The sequence below is a fragment of the Runella sp. R0.1_18 genome, assembly GCF_057652155.1.
This window is the reverse complement of record NZ_JBYFCK010000027.1, coordinates 1-15,311: the sequence shown is the minus strand read 5'-3', so window position 1 is coordinate 15,311 and position 15,311 is coordinate 1. Positions and strand designations below refer to the sequence as shown.

The window sequence follows — 15,311 nt, the reverse complement described above, 5'->3', positions numbered from 1 at the left end:
ACTCGTACCAGAATTTAGCCCGCTAAAAAGTTGGATTTGTTCCCGTAAGGGTATTGGGCGGTTATTCTCAAGGGTTGTACTAAAAAAGGTGTTTAACTATTTCGACGAAAGGTTTCCTGAACGATACTAACATCCAACAAGCACATTTATTGAAATAAGGCTTCCATTGTCAATTCGTTTTGAATAATTGAAGTCGAGTATTCGTTGGGTTTAACGCCAAACGTAGTGAGCATGGTTAGGAAAATAGATTTTTTTGTGGCCGTTTCTTCCCTGAATGACTCGATTTTTTGTCGTAGTTTGGCATCATACTCTTTGGTAATCACAAATTCATTGATTGAAAATTTTATCTCAAACAAATTAATCACTTGGTCTCTTCTATCAATGACTAAATCTATTTGACTACCTTTCTTTTCAGCGTCGCCTTTGGTGTGCCAAGAATACGTATTGCTCAACACTCCACCTATGTTTAAGGCCCGTTTTATTTGAGAAATATGGGTAAAGCATAGTTGCTCAAACGCCAAACCTGACCACGCTCTAAAGGATGGATTATCTATCTTATTCAACCAAATATTGGGTTCATACTTACCTGCTGAACTGATAAAGCGAAAATAAAACAACATATAAAAATCGGATATACAATAGAGCGAATTGGCCGTTTTATTACCAAATTTCCCCAATTTAGCAATAAAACCACTTTCTTCTAATTCATTGAGTGTCTTGGTGATAGCTCCACCTGTGGTCATTTTCGTATATTTCAACAACTCATCCCTGGTCAAAGCCCCCCCCTTTTCAAAAATTGTTTTTAGTACCAACTCGTGCTTTTCGGCGTTTCGGAACAAAGAAGAAAATATGTAACTAAACTCCGTTCTTAATTTACCATCATTTCTAAAGCACAAGTCTTCAATGTTCTGCATAGCACTTTTTCCTGCCTCAACTTGATCCAAATAATACGGAATTCCACCCATGACCATGTACAATTGAATGATTTGGTAATGGTCTAAAACAATGTTTTTTTGAGCAAAATAAGCCTTGGTTTCTTGTAAATCGAAGGGTTCAAGTTTGATTCTTTCCGTTACTCGATTGTACAATCCACCCGTATTTTTTATTAAATTATTGAGCATCCACAAAGCCGCAGAACCACAGACAATCAACAACACGTCGTTTTGAGCACTTGCCCAGGCATTCCAAAAAAATTCCAGCCCCATCATGAAATCCGACTTTTTGGTATCCATCCAAGGCATTTCATCAATGAATATCACTCTTTTTTTTGCCGACTTATTTTTTTCTAACTCTTTGATTAAAAGGTTAAATGCTTCCAACCAGTTAGATGGAACTGCATAATGATTTGAGAAATAATTATTGAGAAAAATGGTGAAATTGGTCAATTGCTGTTTGGTATTACCTTTAGCAAGTCCCGTAGCATAAAAGTCAAATTCATTTTTGAAGTAGCTTCTAATCAAAAATGTTTTCCCAACTCTCCTCCTACCATAAACTGCCAAGAACTCAGATTGACTCGAAGCTAAAAGCTTATCTAACTTTTGAATTTCTCTGATTCTACCAATTAATTTCATTTGTTCATTCTTTTATTATTAGCCAAATTTACACAAAAAATACACTTTTGGCCAATAATAATTTATATAATTGGCCAAAATCAAGATATTTATTCAATTATGGCCAATAATTGAATAAATATAAAGGGCTATATTATCCACTTGAAGAATGCGTTTACAAGTATTAAGAGACGAGTGTCAAGACCGCTGAGATTTTAAAAAAAAAGGCAATCTGATCTTGTGGCCAGAATATTCAATTCTCAGGCGCTTTCAAAGTCCTAATTTAGTGGCGGCATTGTGCTCCTTGATGTCTTCGATTCGGGTGTACCGTTGAATCATCAAGCTTGTTTTGTGTTTGGATTGTCGCATAATTTCCGAATCATCAGCCCCGTTGATTTTGGCTATGGTTATGAAAGAAGCCCTCAACGAGTGAGCAGAATAGCGTTCCCCAAAATATTTCTTAACTGTCTCATAAACAGTCATATCATTTAAGCGTTCCTCCGTTATTTTATCACCTTTACGCACCCGCACAAATAAGGGGCCAGTGGAGTTTTCTAAACGGCTTATCCAATTTTTTAACGTTCGGATGGGACAAAAGTCTGCTTCAGGGCTAAAGAAAAAAGCTTTTTCCTCTGCTTCCCCATACTGATTGGTTTTACTTTTAGATAAAGAGATAATCGCGCCATCATCGCTAAAATGTACGTCCTCAATATTCAGGCTTACCAACTCCGAGCGTCGATAGGCTCCTGCAAATCCCAACAGAATCAAGCACTTATCCCGTAATCCTGCATTGGCTGTAGTATCAATTCCGCGTAGAATATTTTTGAATTCTTTCATCTTAAACGCAGGGGCTTGCTTCTGACGTACTCCATTGGTTCGCTTGATGCCCTCCATAACAGCCCGAAAAGCCCTATCTTTAGTCGGTAAATCAAGGTTATTTAATTCGTGGAGTTTACGAATAGCGGATAATTTTCGATTGATACTCGCCCATTTGTGCGTATCGGCCAGATAAGAGACGTATGCTGCCAACGTAGCGGCTGAAGCGGGCATTTCAACTTGACTAGTTTCAGCACACCAACTTCGGTAATACTTGAGGTCGGTTTGATAAGCTCGTTTTGTATTAGCTGCTCCGTCTAGCCCTTTACGGGCGTAGTCGGCTACTTTGTTAGCAAGCGGTTCTGGGAGCCCTACCTTATTATTATTGACGGATTCAATCTGCGTTTGCTCTTTCATTATGGGCTAAATGGAAGTAAAAGCAAAGATACTAATTACCTACGATAATCGAATATTATCAAAAGTAATAATTGTATTATTGTAACTTGATTCCCAACTAAGCCAATTCATGAAATCTATTCGAGAAAAACAGATACCCCTTCCATTCCTTGATTCACCACTCGCTAAAAAAGTAATGGATTATGCAGGAAAAGGAATTGAGGGGACCGAAAACACCCAGTGCGCTTACCAAACAGATATTACTCACTTTCGAAAATGGTGTAAAGCCAATCAATGTCTTTCTTTGCCTGTATCTGTATCAACGCTTGCTACCTATGTTGTTTCTTTGGCAGAATCTCATAAATGGGCTATCATAAATCGACGACTTGCTGCCATTCGGAAATGGCATGAATTATCCGACCAAGAAATCCCAATCAAAGACAAAAGTTTCCGCGCTGTCATGGAAGGAATCAAACGTATGAAAGGCGTTCGTCAACAGCAAGCTCCAGCTCCAGCTTTTCAATTAAAAGAATTGAAAACGTTTTGCGAAGTATCGACACCGCGACTCATGTCGGATTACGTGATAAGTGCTTAATTATGACCGTTTATACAACCGTAAAAAAATACCTTGGAACTCGGTATTCGGCGCACTCGTTGAGAGCTTCTTTCATAACTATTGCCAAAACCAACGGAGCTGACGATTCTGAAATTATGCGACAATCCAAACACAAAACAAGCCAAATGATTCAACGCTATACTCGTATTGATGACATCAAAAAACACAATGCAACAACTAAATTAGGGCTTTAGAAAGGTCATTAGTTTTCGTCCTACTTTAGCCTAAATTCGAAAAAATTATTCTGAACGATTCTCAAGCGTTTTGATTCTACCCAAAGTTCGTCTAAGTTCTTCATTTTCTGTTACATATCTTTGTATTTGTCCCTTTAAATATGCATTCTCAGAAAGCAAAGCTGAAATCATTTTTTCTGTTTCATCGTAAGGCACAGCCTCTTCCGACTGTTTTGCTTGATTTGCATAGCCGCGGCACGTCCCTGAACAGTACTTCGCAGTAGAGCGGCTAGCAAAAAAAGGAGTACCACACCAAAGGCAAGTTTTTTCGAAAACTTTAGCGTTGTATTTAAAATCAGAGCGATCAAGTTTTGGCATATGTGAAATTTTTATATTGAAATTATTGCGTTATAAATTTCAATATAAAAATTGACTAAACCAATTTTTTAACCCAAGTTCTAATAATTATTCAGGGAATCTTTCATCAAAGTAACCAACAAATTGCCAAATTTCGAGGATATCCTCTCCCCGAACAGGGTAGGGGGCATAACGCTCATTCAATGATTTTAGGACAAGTACTCCCTTATCTTCCAAGTAGTTAAATATTTTTTTAAGTACTACGCCTTCGTCTTTGGTTACCACAATACACAGTACACCGTTTTTGATACGTTGCCAATTTTCAACGTATTCGCCAAAAACAACTGCTCCCCCTCTCAATGGCGGCATCGAATCTCCTTCGTAGGGAAAGGCTCGGTAATTACGTTCGCGCGATAAGAATGGCATTTGAAACACAGGCAGCTTTTGGACAAAGTCAACATCACCGTAACCTTCTGCGTAACCACCTAAGGCACGAATAGGCACAAATTCAATGTTTTCTCGCCCTTCAAAATTGACCGTAGTGACAATGACACGTTCAGTAGACTGGCGTTCCGTTTTGGTCTGCCCTGCCCGTAAATCCGTCGTCAGAAGCGAATCGATGGTTACTTTAAAATAGGCAGCAAAACGTACTAAGTCGGCAAAGCTCGGTTCAGAGCGGGCAGCTTCGTAGGCCGCTAATGTGGATTTTTTAATTCCCAACAAATCAGCTAATCGCTGTTGGGAAGTTTTATCTGATAATTGGTTTCTTAAAAAAGCTAGGTTTTGTGCAAAATAGTTGTTCTTCATAGTAGGCTGTTTAATATACTTGCCACAAGTTAGCGTTATTTATGCAATTAAAGTAGACTTTAAGCAAAATAAATATCCAAAAGATATATTTAAATACAACAGCCCAATACTACTTATTGGGCTGTTGTTACTTGTGAGGAGCTACTAATTCACTTTCACCACTTTCAGGGTAGCTTGACGTTCTTCCGTCACCACTTTCAAGAAATACATTCCCGTTGGTAGTTCTTGCACCCCAAATTCCTCTTGGTGTTGATTAGACTCAGGCACAAAACTGCGTCCCAACAGTACCCTACCCGAGGCATCGACTAGCTGCGTTTGTACTACTTGACCCTTACTATCTTGCACCTTTAAACGGAGTACGTTCGTCACTGGGTTTGGAACAACCCAGGCAAATGCCCCCTTTTCCGAATCATCACTTGCCCCTTGATTTTTGCTTTTTGCCTCTTCGCTAACCGCTAACTGCTGACCACTCTCCGCTGTTCTCGCTGCTCCCAATCCTATCCCGTCTTTCGACTGAATTCTAAACCAGTATTCTTGATAGGCCAACACATTTCCTTGAGGCTTACGTGTCGAGGGATAAATACTACCCCAACCCTTCATGTCCCAGTAACGAATACCTAACTTGTACAATCCCTTGGGAAAACCTTCGTCATACACATTCCCCCCTGAGCCATTGTCCGCATAAAAACCGTACAACGGGTGGTTTTGCGCGTATAATTCCGTGTAACCTGAGCGGTTCGCAAACATGAAATAAGGAGCATTGTTCTCGTGCGTGTTGTACGAACGTACCAAACCCGTCTCGGGGGTGGCCAACAAATCGTACGTCAACGAACCACTTTCTCCCAACGTACACGCATCCACGTGGATTGTCCAGTAACGAGGCGACGTCTTGTTCAAATTCTCTGAATAATAAACCGTCGGATTCCCTTGCGTACTTTGGTCTAGGGCGGGTCCCGCGTCTGGAGTCACAAATTGACCTGCCCACGCACTACGGCTGTTCGTCTTTATCCCAGACTTTGATTCTCCGATGTTTATAATCGTCAACTCAAACGCTTTCCACATCACCTCCTTAATCGCACTCGCGCTACTTTGACAACCATTGGTATAAATACAACGTACCGAATAACTCTGCTTGGTCACATTCGCAAAAGATACCTTGAAGCTGTTATCCGTCACACCCGTATTCCACAATGCACTCGACCCCCCAGGACAGCTCGTCGATACCGTTACTTCTACACCCGTACAAACAATGTCTGAACTCACATTCACCACAGGAACTTCACTCACCGCAGTCACTGTGTAGGTCACCACGTTACTCTTCTCGCTCATACAGCCGCTCTCGGCTTGACAACGGGCATAGTACGAACTCGTTACGCTCGGGGTCTGACTTGGCAAACCTGACAATGCGACGTCTGTAGCGGCATTGTACCAAATCGTGGTCATGCTTCCACAGTTAGTAGTCCCAGAAAAAATCGTTGCAACTCCGCAACCACTCGTTACATTCAAACTCGCCACGGGAACCAACCACATACTCGTCAAACGAATACGCATCACCCCAGATTCTGTTTCCACACAAGAAACCGTTCCGTCAGATTTACGGCAACGTACTCGGTAATTGTGGTATTGACCGTCCACCAATTGGATAGGGACAACATTGCTGTAATCACCCCCATCGACCGAATACAAAACCACTTCTGTTGAAGCACAACTCGTATTGAACACAATCCCATTGCCAGCGATGTTACAAATATCCTTCGTTTCGCCCGCGTTCACCATCACGCCATCAGCCACCAACGACACCGCCTGCGGCACCGAAGCTCGGTAGTTGATTTTTACTTCAATCGGACTCGTATAGCTACTTGGGCAATTGGCATCACAAGCCGCTTGGTAACGATGAACTTGATTATTCGATAACTGAGATACTGGTGATGTGCTTGACCAGCTGCTCCACGCTCCGCTGCCCACTTGTACTCGCCAAACGGGTGAACCCACCACACATGAAATCGAAACATTAAACTGTAAACTGTTCACAGGATTAGCGTCAATGTCGCAGAACTCTTGGGTATTACCTTCATTTAAGGTCACTTGCTGCGTCGACAAGGTAATCAATGGTTTGGTTTGTACCGTCACCACCGCTTTGCCACTTTGCGACTGTGAACAGTTCGCATCGCTCACACTTGTTAACGTATAAGTATATACGCCCTCTACACTAGCATTCTGGCTCACCGTAGCACTCGAACTTCCTCCTGTCGTCGTGACTGTCTGAACTGCACCTCCATTCAACTGATAGCTAAACGTGTAAGGTGCCACGCCGTTGCTCCCTGTAAACGTTATTGTCGCTGAGGCTCCTCCTTTACAAGTAGTGCTTGTTCCACTTATTGTTGCCGCTGGTAAAGTATAATAGGATACCACAGCGCTACTCGTCATACTGGTGGTACAAGCTGTGACCGTTTTGGTTGCCATAACAGTGTATGTACCCGTATTTGCCTGATTACCAAACGAAATCGCGCTGCCCGTCCCTGTTATTGCACTGCCAAGGGCGTCATTATCTTTCTTTAATTGATAGGTAACTCCCGACTCTGAACCACTCAACCCTACTACTACTCCCGCTCCACCTTGGCAGAAATTACCTCCTCCTGTCACGTTGAAAACAGTTGGTGCTGATTTCACAATAACCATCTGATTACTAAGCATCAAAGCTTCGCAACCACCCGTTACAGTGATAGCTCCGACAGTATAGACTCCCGCGGTAGTCTGTAAGCCAAACGAAATCGCACTGCCCGTCCCTGATACTGTACTCCCTACGTTGCTACCATCTTTTTTCAATTGGTAGTTGACCCCCGTTTGTGAACCAGACAAACCAATTGGTACCCCTGCTTCACCAGGGCAAAAAGGGCCACCGCCCGTCACGTTGTAAGCTGTTGGCAAACTGATTACGGTTACATCTACACTACCTGTCATCGCTTGCGTGCACGTCGTAGTGGTTGGGGGGGCCGCTGCTCCTACCCCAATTCGCACTGGAACGGGGCTACCACCTACTTTCGATGCTTCCACGGTATAGGTTCCTGCTCCCGTCTGAAAACCAAACGAAATCGCACTCCCTGTACCACCTACTGCACTGCCCACGTTGGAGCCACCTTTCTTTAGCTGATAACTAACCCCAGTTTCTGAACCACTCAACCCTACTACTACTCCTGTGCCGCCTGAACAGAAGCTTCCGCCACCTGTTACCGTAAACGTCGATGGCAAGGTCACGACACTCACTTCTGCATTTCCAGTCATGGTCGCCGTACAGCTACCCGTGGCAGTAGTAGCTACAACGGTATATGTCCCTGCATCCGCTTGATTCCCAAACGAAATCGCACTCCCCGTACCACCTACTGCACTCCCTACGTTATTTCCTGCTTTTTTAAGCTGGTAATTTACACCTGTTTGTGAACTCGCCAAACCTACTAACGAACCACTGCCACCTGCACAAAAAGGGCCACCGCCCGTCACGTTGTAAGCTGTTGGTAAACTGATTACGGTTACATCTACACTACCTGTCATCGCTTGCGTGCACGTCGTAGTGGTTGGGGGAGCCGCTGCTCCTACCCCAATTCGCACTGGAACGGGGCTACCACCTACCTTCGATGCTTCCACGGTATAGGTTCCTGCTCCCGTCTGAAAACCAAACGAAATCGCACTCCCTGTACCACCTACTGCACTGCCCACGTTGGAGCCACCTTTCTTTAGCTGATAACTAACCCCAGTTTCTGAACCACTCAACCCTACTACTACTCCTGTGCCGCCTGAACAGAAGCTTCCGCCACCTGTTACCGTAAACGTCGATGGCAAGGTCACGACACTCACTTCTGCATTTCCAGTCATGGTCGCCGTGCAGCTACCCGTGGCAGTAGTAGCTACAACGGTATATGTCCCTGCATCCGTTTGATTCCCAAACGAAATCGCACTCCCCGTACCACCTACTGCACTCCCTACGTTATTTCCTGCTTTTTTAAGCTGGTAATTTACACCTGTTTGTGAACTCGCCAAACCTACTAACGAACCACTACCACCTGCACAAAAAGGGCCACCGCCCGTCACGTTGTAAGCTGTTGGTAAACTGATTACGGTTACTATGGCACTGCCTGTCATGGTAACAGAGCAACCACCCGTTACTCGGGTAGCCTCTACGGTGTAGGTTCCTGCTATCGTAAAAGTGCCAAACGCCAGCGCACTGCCCGTGCCAGATACTGCACTACCTACATTGCTACCTTCTCGCTTCAATTGATAAGTCACTCCTGTTTCTGAACCACTTAACCCTATTGATACACCCGTCGCACCCGCACATAAGCTGCCTCCACCCGTTACACTGAACACCGTTGGAGTGACACAAGGGCAAGCACTTAGCGCTAACTCGAAAGTTGCATCTACACAATCATTGTCTTCGTTAGCTCCCCATCCTGTTGTGGGGGGAACATTTGCCATTGAGGGAATCTCAAAGACAATATCAGCAGTTTGCGTAGCTCCTAATCCACCTTTCCCTAAATACCAACTTGTACCCGAATGAAAAATATGCACTGTACCATTCGTATAGCTTGGACGAGTGTTAAAATCAGCCCCTTTTGTATAGTTTCCATTGTAAGACGAACAGTCAGTGGTTACACATACTGATGTCGGTAAATCATTGTCTGTAATACTTACATTTTGGGTTGTTGTTCCTAATGAAATCCCTGACGAAGGGCTACTTATCGTAAGTGTAGCTATTTCCGTTCCTTCAATAAGAGCATCATCTACGACTGCAAATGTAACCGAGCCCGTGGTTTGGGCATCAGGAATGGTAATCGTTGCATTACTTAATGTATAGTCTCCTGCCGTAATACCTGTACCTGACACTCCAAGTGCTAGCGTCTGATTCCCACTGACTGCCGCTGAAGCCGTAGCTGTTACAGTGATAACAGTTGCTGCCGCCTCAGTGCTTGTGTTAGTACTAACCGAGAGATTGACAGTGGGATTGGCTCCTGCAATAGATAAAACTGTACTACTGGCGTTTGAGCATGCCAGGTCAGGGTCTTGCTGTAACCATGTGTCATATTGTACCCAACCCGTGAGAGGTGGTAGGTTCGCTGTGCTTGTTGGATGCCATAATATGGCAGGATTACCTCCCCCTGTAGCAATTACCCAGTGTGGTTGTCCATCAGGGAATGGGTAACCCTGGTCGGTTGGTAGTGACCAGTAAATAGTTATTGAACCACCTGAAGTTGTTTTCCCACCTAAAGTAAGAGTAAGATTATCTTTATTCCAATAAGGCTTCCCATTAAAAGTGGGTTCACTACTCGGTGCACTTGGAATAACAAAGCCATTAAAACATCCATTATAAATGGTAATATCTCCTTGCGCAAAGGAAGAGAGATAAGAAAGTATGGTAAAAAAAAACACCATACAGAGTATTTGTAATCGATAGAGTTTATTCATCGTTTGATAAATTAAAAAATCACATTTAAACCTTTTTGTCACCAGCATTTTTTATTGAGTTTATAAAAGGTATTACCCGTAGAGTCATGAAAATGGTTTTCATGCCCCTACGGGAAGTCAAAGAGGAAAATGGACTTAAACCATTAGTCCCACCTCTGCGGATAATTGCCAGTTAGTGCTATGATAAAATTGACGGTTTGGCTTGGTTGCAAAAGGCTAAATGGTACACCCATCCCCGTCGATTGTATCGATATTTCGACAGCATCTTTATTCATTGTTGAGTCAGATGCCACGTTATACTCCTTGTCAAAATTCCCTGTCTTAGCAGGATAGTTATTAACAGGTGATTTTTGCGATCCATTGGCATCGCTTACATTGACCAACACCTCTAAACTGTGCGTATGTGCGGGCAAATTGCCTACCTGAAGTACAGCGCTTACTGCCCCACCTTTCTGGCCTCTTTGACTTGCGTTGTTCGTTCCGACTGGAATTCTCCCCCGAAAATCTGGTAGTGCAAAGTTTGTTTTACCATCCCCTCCGTAAGTATTACCAATTAAGCTAAAAAGTGGCATATATTGTGATACTGGCAAAATCTGCCCGTCGCAAAAAGCCCATCCTTGTGGGGCAAAATTTCCGCAAAAAAACCGTATTTCTCCGATGAGTTGTTCCATTATTTTAGAATCAATTTGATGGTTTAGGATTAGTTTCGCACTGGATAGTTCCCTTCTACAGCTATAATAAACCCGATATTTTGAAAAGGTTGTCTTATATCAATGGGTTGTGGGGTAGCACTACCTGCTACCGCCAAGGTTCCAGTAACTGCATTTGCAGCCAAGGTTGCTCCATCTGTAGGTGAGGGGGCATATTCTGCATCATTCGGAGTATTTGCCCAATAAGCATCTTTGGGAGCAGAAGTAGTAGCATCCTTTCCGCTAACTTTTACTTTACCACTCGCACTGTGCGTGTGTGGGGGCATATTTTGAGAAGTTAAAACTACTTGATTACTGCCTCCTGTGGCACCTATACGCAAGGTTGAATCTGTACCTACTGGAACACGGCCATTTAAATTAGGGAGATTAAACGTTGAGATTCCATCTCCCCCATATTGTGTTCCAATAATTGTGAATAAAGCCTCATTTTGAGAAATCATGAGCGACCTTCCATCGCACCAACGCCAACCCAAAGGTTCATAACTCCCTACAAACATTCGGATTTCGCCAAGATATTGTTCTTCCATAACTTTGTTTTCTAAAAGGTGATTAAGTAGTGTTTAGTATGAAATTATGGACGTGGTGGATAAATCCCCATAGTCGCAATGATGAACTTGACCGATAAAAAAGGCATCATGTTACTGACGCTGTTAGCGGTTCCAGTGGTACCCACTTTTACCGACACTGCACTAGCTCCTAAATAATCGTTTGCACTCCTATCAAGTGCGTACCCTTTATCGTCGGTTGATACCGATGAGTTACCTGGGTAATTTCCTTTCGGAACCTGCGTAACTGTCCCCCCCGTTGGTTCATTTTTACACCGAACAGTCAATGTAGCTGATGCCGAGGCAGACTGTACTGTATGCGTATGTGGGGGTAGATTTTCTGGCTTGAAGTCAATTTTAGCATTCCCAGTACGTTGCCCTAAATTAGAGGTCGGGCCTTTGTGCATAGGTACTCTAGAACGAAAATCAGGAAGCGCAAAATTATTTATGCCATCCCCTCCATACGTAATTCCAAGTAGACTGAATAAGGCTTCATTGTTTCTGATGGTAAGTAAACTTCCATCGCAAAGTGCCCAGCCTTTAGGGGCAAAGTCGCCCGAAAACATTCGGACTTCTCCAAGGATTGGTTCCATGTTGAGTAATTATGATTAAGCGTTGAAAAATATAATTAACAATAAAAATTAATTGATTATCAATGACTTACACTTATATTACAGTCAAAATAAAGGCAATAATCTACCAAGACGCTTTCTGGGGAAGGCGTCTAAAAACTGGGGATGTTTAATTAGTTAATTCTACACTGAGCTTGTAGAATACTTGAGTAGAAGTGTGATTCTTGCAGTTGAGTTGAGGTTGTCATAACATTTGAGTTTAAATACTCACAAAAGGGCATATCCAATTGTGTTTTTCAAAGATAGAAAAACAACATATATTAAAAAAATATAATAACTAAAAATTGATTAAATGGCCTTATTAGTCCACCAATCACCCATTTATGTACACTAATTTCTACTCCTTTCAATTATTTTCAATAAAACAACAAAAAAATAGGTATTAGATATATGACCTATCAAAACGTTTTTTAGTAGAAGAAGGTGGAGAGGCTGAAGTTTTTTTAACCAAAAAGGGTGACAAATTTTGTCACCCTTTTTGGTTAAGCTATTTATTTGGGTTGTTCTCGCATGATTGATTTTTTCTGAACAATTTCACTCTCGGCTCTATTATGGCTTTGTTGTATGGATACCAAAAAACAAAAAAGTGCAACAAAAAATAAAATTTATACAACAAAAGAGGGTTAAATCGCTAAAAAAAGGATAATTTGATGGGTAAAAGCTTTGTTTTTACCTATTGTATCTGCATTAGTCTCTTTTAAATGCGAAACATGCAACAAAGCCATTGTTATCTGCAATTTTGCCAATGTCGTCCTTCAACACTCCGATAAAACTCCCGCCACTGCGAGGGGGTTCGGAATAATGCTTCTATTTACAGCCATTATCAGCTTTTTTCCAGCATTAGCCCCTAAAGGTCGAGGTGAATATAGAATTACGAAATTGATTCTTTGTTTAGTAATCAACATTACCTATGATTAACTTATCGTAAGTAATATCTATTTTAATAATAAACCTTTTTATAGGGAAAGAGGTGTGAATAATATTCTAAATAGTCTATATTTTGAAATAATTGATAACGAATGTATATGACTAATGGTATATTTGTCCTTCTAATAAAGGAAACAGCTGAACAACAACATTGAATAGACGACTTTACCACCCCAATGGCACCTCTGGAATTACCGAAACTTAACGGACATTATAAAAAACTCATTTTTGTGTTTTCAATCCTTTTGGGATTAGCTTGTAGCTTAGCCAAAGAAGTCGTAGCACAAGAAGTGATTTTGTCAGAAGGAAAAAAAATACCTATCAATATATCTTCTTCCGTAGAAATTTACAGGGATGAAACCGCCAAACTTACGCTGGAACAAGTAAAGACTAAACAATTTGAAAAGTCGCTCAAAAACCATTTTCTCTTTCCCTATACTGACGATGTCTTTTGGGTAAGATTTAAGCTGAAAAATAGTAACAATCCACAAAAAGAGTGGAAGCTAGTTTGGACTAATCCCTTGGTTGAACAATTTGACTTTTATTTATCGGATACTACAGGACAGAATTTTTCTCATACTCTTCAAAAAATTTGTTACTGCAATATTTTGTGGTGTAGGGCAAAATAGGGTATAACTTTGGGGAAAATCAAAACTTTATACTACCATGGCCAGAGTACGCATAGAAATCACCTTATCGACAGGTGAACAAAGGATCATAGAAAAAGAGATTTCAGATGCTCAACTAAATACATTTGATGAGATAGAGTTGTTTACAACCGATATGAAACGTCAAATGTTGCCAGAATTGCAATCAGACTTATTGTCTAAGAGCCAACGAACCTATAAAAAAAAGAGCGATTAGTGAGTAAAGGGTATCGTTCAGTAAAGATAAAGGGGATAGAAGGAGAAGTGCAATTTAACTTAGAACGCTACAAAAGTGGCGGGGATTATTTTCAAAAGAGTCATCAGTTTGAGTCAGGTTTAGAAAGTAAACTGTTGTCGGAATACATTAAGGAAGAGGTAAATTACAAGAGTTATGCACGAGTTAGTAAAAGCATAGAAATCATAACAGGCACACGCCTTTACAGTAGCAATCATTTGAGCGAGAAAGTCAAGCAATATGCACAAGAAGTAACACAGGAGCGTATAAGTCGTTATGATGGCATTCAGTTGAGCATCCCTTTTGCAGAAGCATCGGTAGATATTTATGAGTCAACAGGTAAGGAGATTTTGTTATTTGATGATGCTATTGGCGTGAAGCGGCAGAAAGAAAAACGTCAAAAGGATTACAAGAAAACCATCAAGACGGTTCAGACCGATGTGATAGAAGTACAAACTCCACAAGGCGGATATGAGTATGTCACAGCAGGTTATGGGGTCAAAGATTGGGATATTGAGATGGCTCTCAGATGCTGGTTTTGCTTTCATTATGGCGGGCAGTTACTACCTATTGTGGCTATCACAGATGGAGCAAGTAAGATACGAGAACGCTTGTGGCGAATATCTGGCCGACAAGTAGTAATCATATTAGACTGGTTCCATCTCCACAAAAAATGTAGAGAATTATTGAGTATGATTGCATGGCATAAGAAGCAGAAAGAAGAAATACTGGCCTACATTATGCCCTTACTTTGGGAAGGCAAAACCAATGAGGTGGTGAATCATTTGAAGACGATTCAAGCCCGAAATCAAGAAAAAAAGAAGAGTTTATCGCTTATTTACAAAAGCATCAATGCGAAATCATCGACTATAAAAGACGAAAAGAAGCTAATAAACCTATTGGCTCTGGCAGGGCTGAAAAAGGCGTGGATATGGTCGTAGCGCAAAGGCAAAAGAACCGACCTATTGCGTGGTCTGAAGATGGCAGCCATGCTTTGTCAGTTCTTAAAGCCGATGAAATCAATTACAGAAGGGCTGCTTAAAGTAAAACCCCACTATAAATTACAGTAACAAAAATTTTAACGAAGGAAAAAGAAAAAAAACTAATAGACCAAGACCCCACATTTTCTGTTCAATTAAGTACTCGCCAATCAAAACAAGTTTACTGAGGTGGTTCAATTTATCGGCACAGTGAATTTGTTAGATTTTTATAATGCTCATTTTCAAATTGTTCAGGGCTTTTATAACCCAGCGACGAGTGCTTCCTTATCCTGTTATAGTATATTTCGATGTAGTCGAAGATTTCTATATGAGCGTCATGGACACTCAAAAATGCTCCCCCCTCCAGTAATTCCGCTTTTAAGCGGCCGCATGGGCCTTTAGGTTTGTGAAGTGGTAAGATTCCAAGATTTTGGTAGCTTGCTGTCAAAAGAAAAACAGAGCA

The 15,311-nt window shown here is 41.7% G+C and carries 14 protein-coding genes; 5 read left to right on the top strand and 9 right to left on the bottom strand.

All coding sequences use genetic code 11. The features are described from left to right. Window positions 1-146 precede the first annotated feature (146 nt). Both AC23P2_RS27820 and AC23P2_RS27815 read right to left on the bottom strand, forming a co-directional pair. On the bottom strand, window positions 147-1,571 hold the full coding sequence (locus tag AC23P2_RS27820) for an AAA family ATPase (protein ID WP_487776223.1): 1,425 nt from the start codon (window positions 1,569-1,571) through the stop codon (window positions 147-149). A gap of 249 nt (window positions 1,572-1,820) precedes the next feature. After that, window positions 1,821-2,783, bottom strand: coding sequence for a tyrosine-type recombinase/integrase (locus tag AC23P2_RS27815; RefSeq protein WP_487776222.1), 963 nt, complete (start codon window positions 2,781-2,783; stop codon window positions 1,821-1,823). Between the two features lie 109 nt (window positions 2,784-2,892). Here AC23P2_RS27815 and AC23P2_RS27810 point away from each other — a divergent pair, with 109 nt between their 5' ends. Together AC23P2_RS27810 and AC23P2_RS27805 are read left to right on the top strand one after the other, a co-directional pair. Continuing rightward, window positions 2,893-3,357 (top strand): hypothetical protein, encoded by a 465-nt coding sequence (locus AC23P2_RS27810; protein WP_487776221.1) that lies wholly within the window; start codon window positions 2,893-2,895, stop codon window positions 3,355-3,357. A 2-nt stretch (window positions 3,358-3,359) separates the two neighbouring features. Then, window positions 3,360-3,572: a tyrosine-type recombinase/integrase gene (locus AC23P2_RS27805; protein ID WP_487776220.1), complete on the top strand. Its 213-nt coding sequence runs from the start codon at window positions 3,360-3,362 to the stop codon at window positions 3,570-3,572. Between the two features lie 45 nt (window positions 3,573-3,617). On the opposite strand, the gene AC23P2_RS27800 is transcribed toward AC23P2_RS27805, so the two are convergent. The 6 genes from AC23P2_RS27800 to AC23P2_RS27775 form a co-directional block, all read right to left on the bottom strand. Then, complete coding sequence (locus tag AC23P2_RS27800) at window positions 3,618-3,929, bottom strand: hypothetical protein (protein WP_487776219.1); 312 nt, start codon at window positions 3,927-3,929, stop codon at window positions 3,618-3,620. A gap of 87 nt (window positions 3,930-4,016) precedes the next feature. Further along, window positions 4,017-4,715 (bottom strand): XRE family transcriptional regulator, encoded by a 699-nt coding sequence (locus AC23P2_RS27795; protein WP_487776218.1) that lies wholly within the window; start codon window positions 4,713-4,715, stop codon window positions 4,017-4,019. A 144-nt stretch (window positions 4,716-4,859) separates the two neighbouring features. Beyond that, window positions 4,860-10,172, bottom strand: coding sequence for a T9SS type A sorting domain-containing protein (locus tag AC23P2_RS27790; protein WP_487776217.1), 5,313 nt, complete (start codon window positions 10,170-10,172; stop codon window positions 4,860-4,862). 143 nt (window positions 10,173-10,315) lie between these two features. Beyond that, window positions 10,316-10,843, bottom strand: coding sequence for a phage tail protein (locus AC23P2_RS27785; RefSeq protein ID WP_487776216.1), 528 nt, complete (start codon window positions 10,841-10,843; stop codon window positions 10,316-10,318). A 29-nt stretch (window positions 10,844-10,872) separates the two neighbouring features. Further along, on the bottom strand, window positions 10,873-11,409 hold the full coding sequence (locus AC23P2_RS27780) for a phage tail protein (protein WP_487776215.1): 537 nt from the start codon (window positions 11,407-11,409) through the stop codon (window positions 10,873-10,875). A 44-nt stretch (window positions 11,410-11,453) separates the two neighbouring features. Next, window positions 11,454-12,020, bottom strand: a complete 567-nt coding sequence (locus AC23P2_RS27775; RefSeq protein ID WP_487776214.1) for a phage tail protein — start codon at window positions 12,018-12,020, stop codon at window positions 11,454-11,456. A gap of 1,142 nt (window positions 12,021-13,162) precedes the next feature. Here AC23P2_RS27775 and AC23P2_RS27770 point away from each other — a divergent pair. The 3 genes from AC23P2_RS27770 to AC23P2_RS27760 are packed head-to-tail and all read left to right on the top strand — an operon-like array spanning window position 13,163 to window position 14,809. Continuing rightward, window positions 13,163-13,615 carry a 7TMR-DISMED2 domain-containing protein gene (locus AC23P2_RS27770; protein ID WP_487776213.1) on the top strand — a complete coding sequence of 151 codons (453 nt, stop codon included), beginning with the start codon at window positions 13,163-13,165 and terminating at the stop codon, window positions 13,613-13,615. A 37-nt stretch (window positions 13,616-13,652) separates the two neighbouring features. Beyond that, window positions 13,653-13,850: a hypothetical protein gene (locus tag AC23P2_RS27765; protein WP_487776212.1), complete on the top strand. Its 198-nt coding sequence runs from the start codon at window positions 13,653-13,655 to the stop codon at window positions 13,848-13,850. Further along, a complete protein-coding gene (locus tag AC23P2_RS27760; RefSeq protein WP_487776211.1) occupies window positions 13,850-14,809 on the top strand; it encodes a hypothetical protein in 960 nt (319 codons plus the stop codon). Before AC23P2_RS27765 ends, AC23P2_RS27760 begins: the two co-directional genes overlap by 1 nt. 238 nt (window positions 14,810-15,047) lie before the next feature. Here AC23P2_RS27760 and AC23P2_RS27755 read toward each other — a convergent pair. Further along, on the bottom strand, window positions 15,048-15,311 hold a 264-nt coding region (locus AC23P2_RS27755), incomplete at its 5' end, for an IS3 family transposase (RefSeq protein ID WP_487776210.1).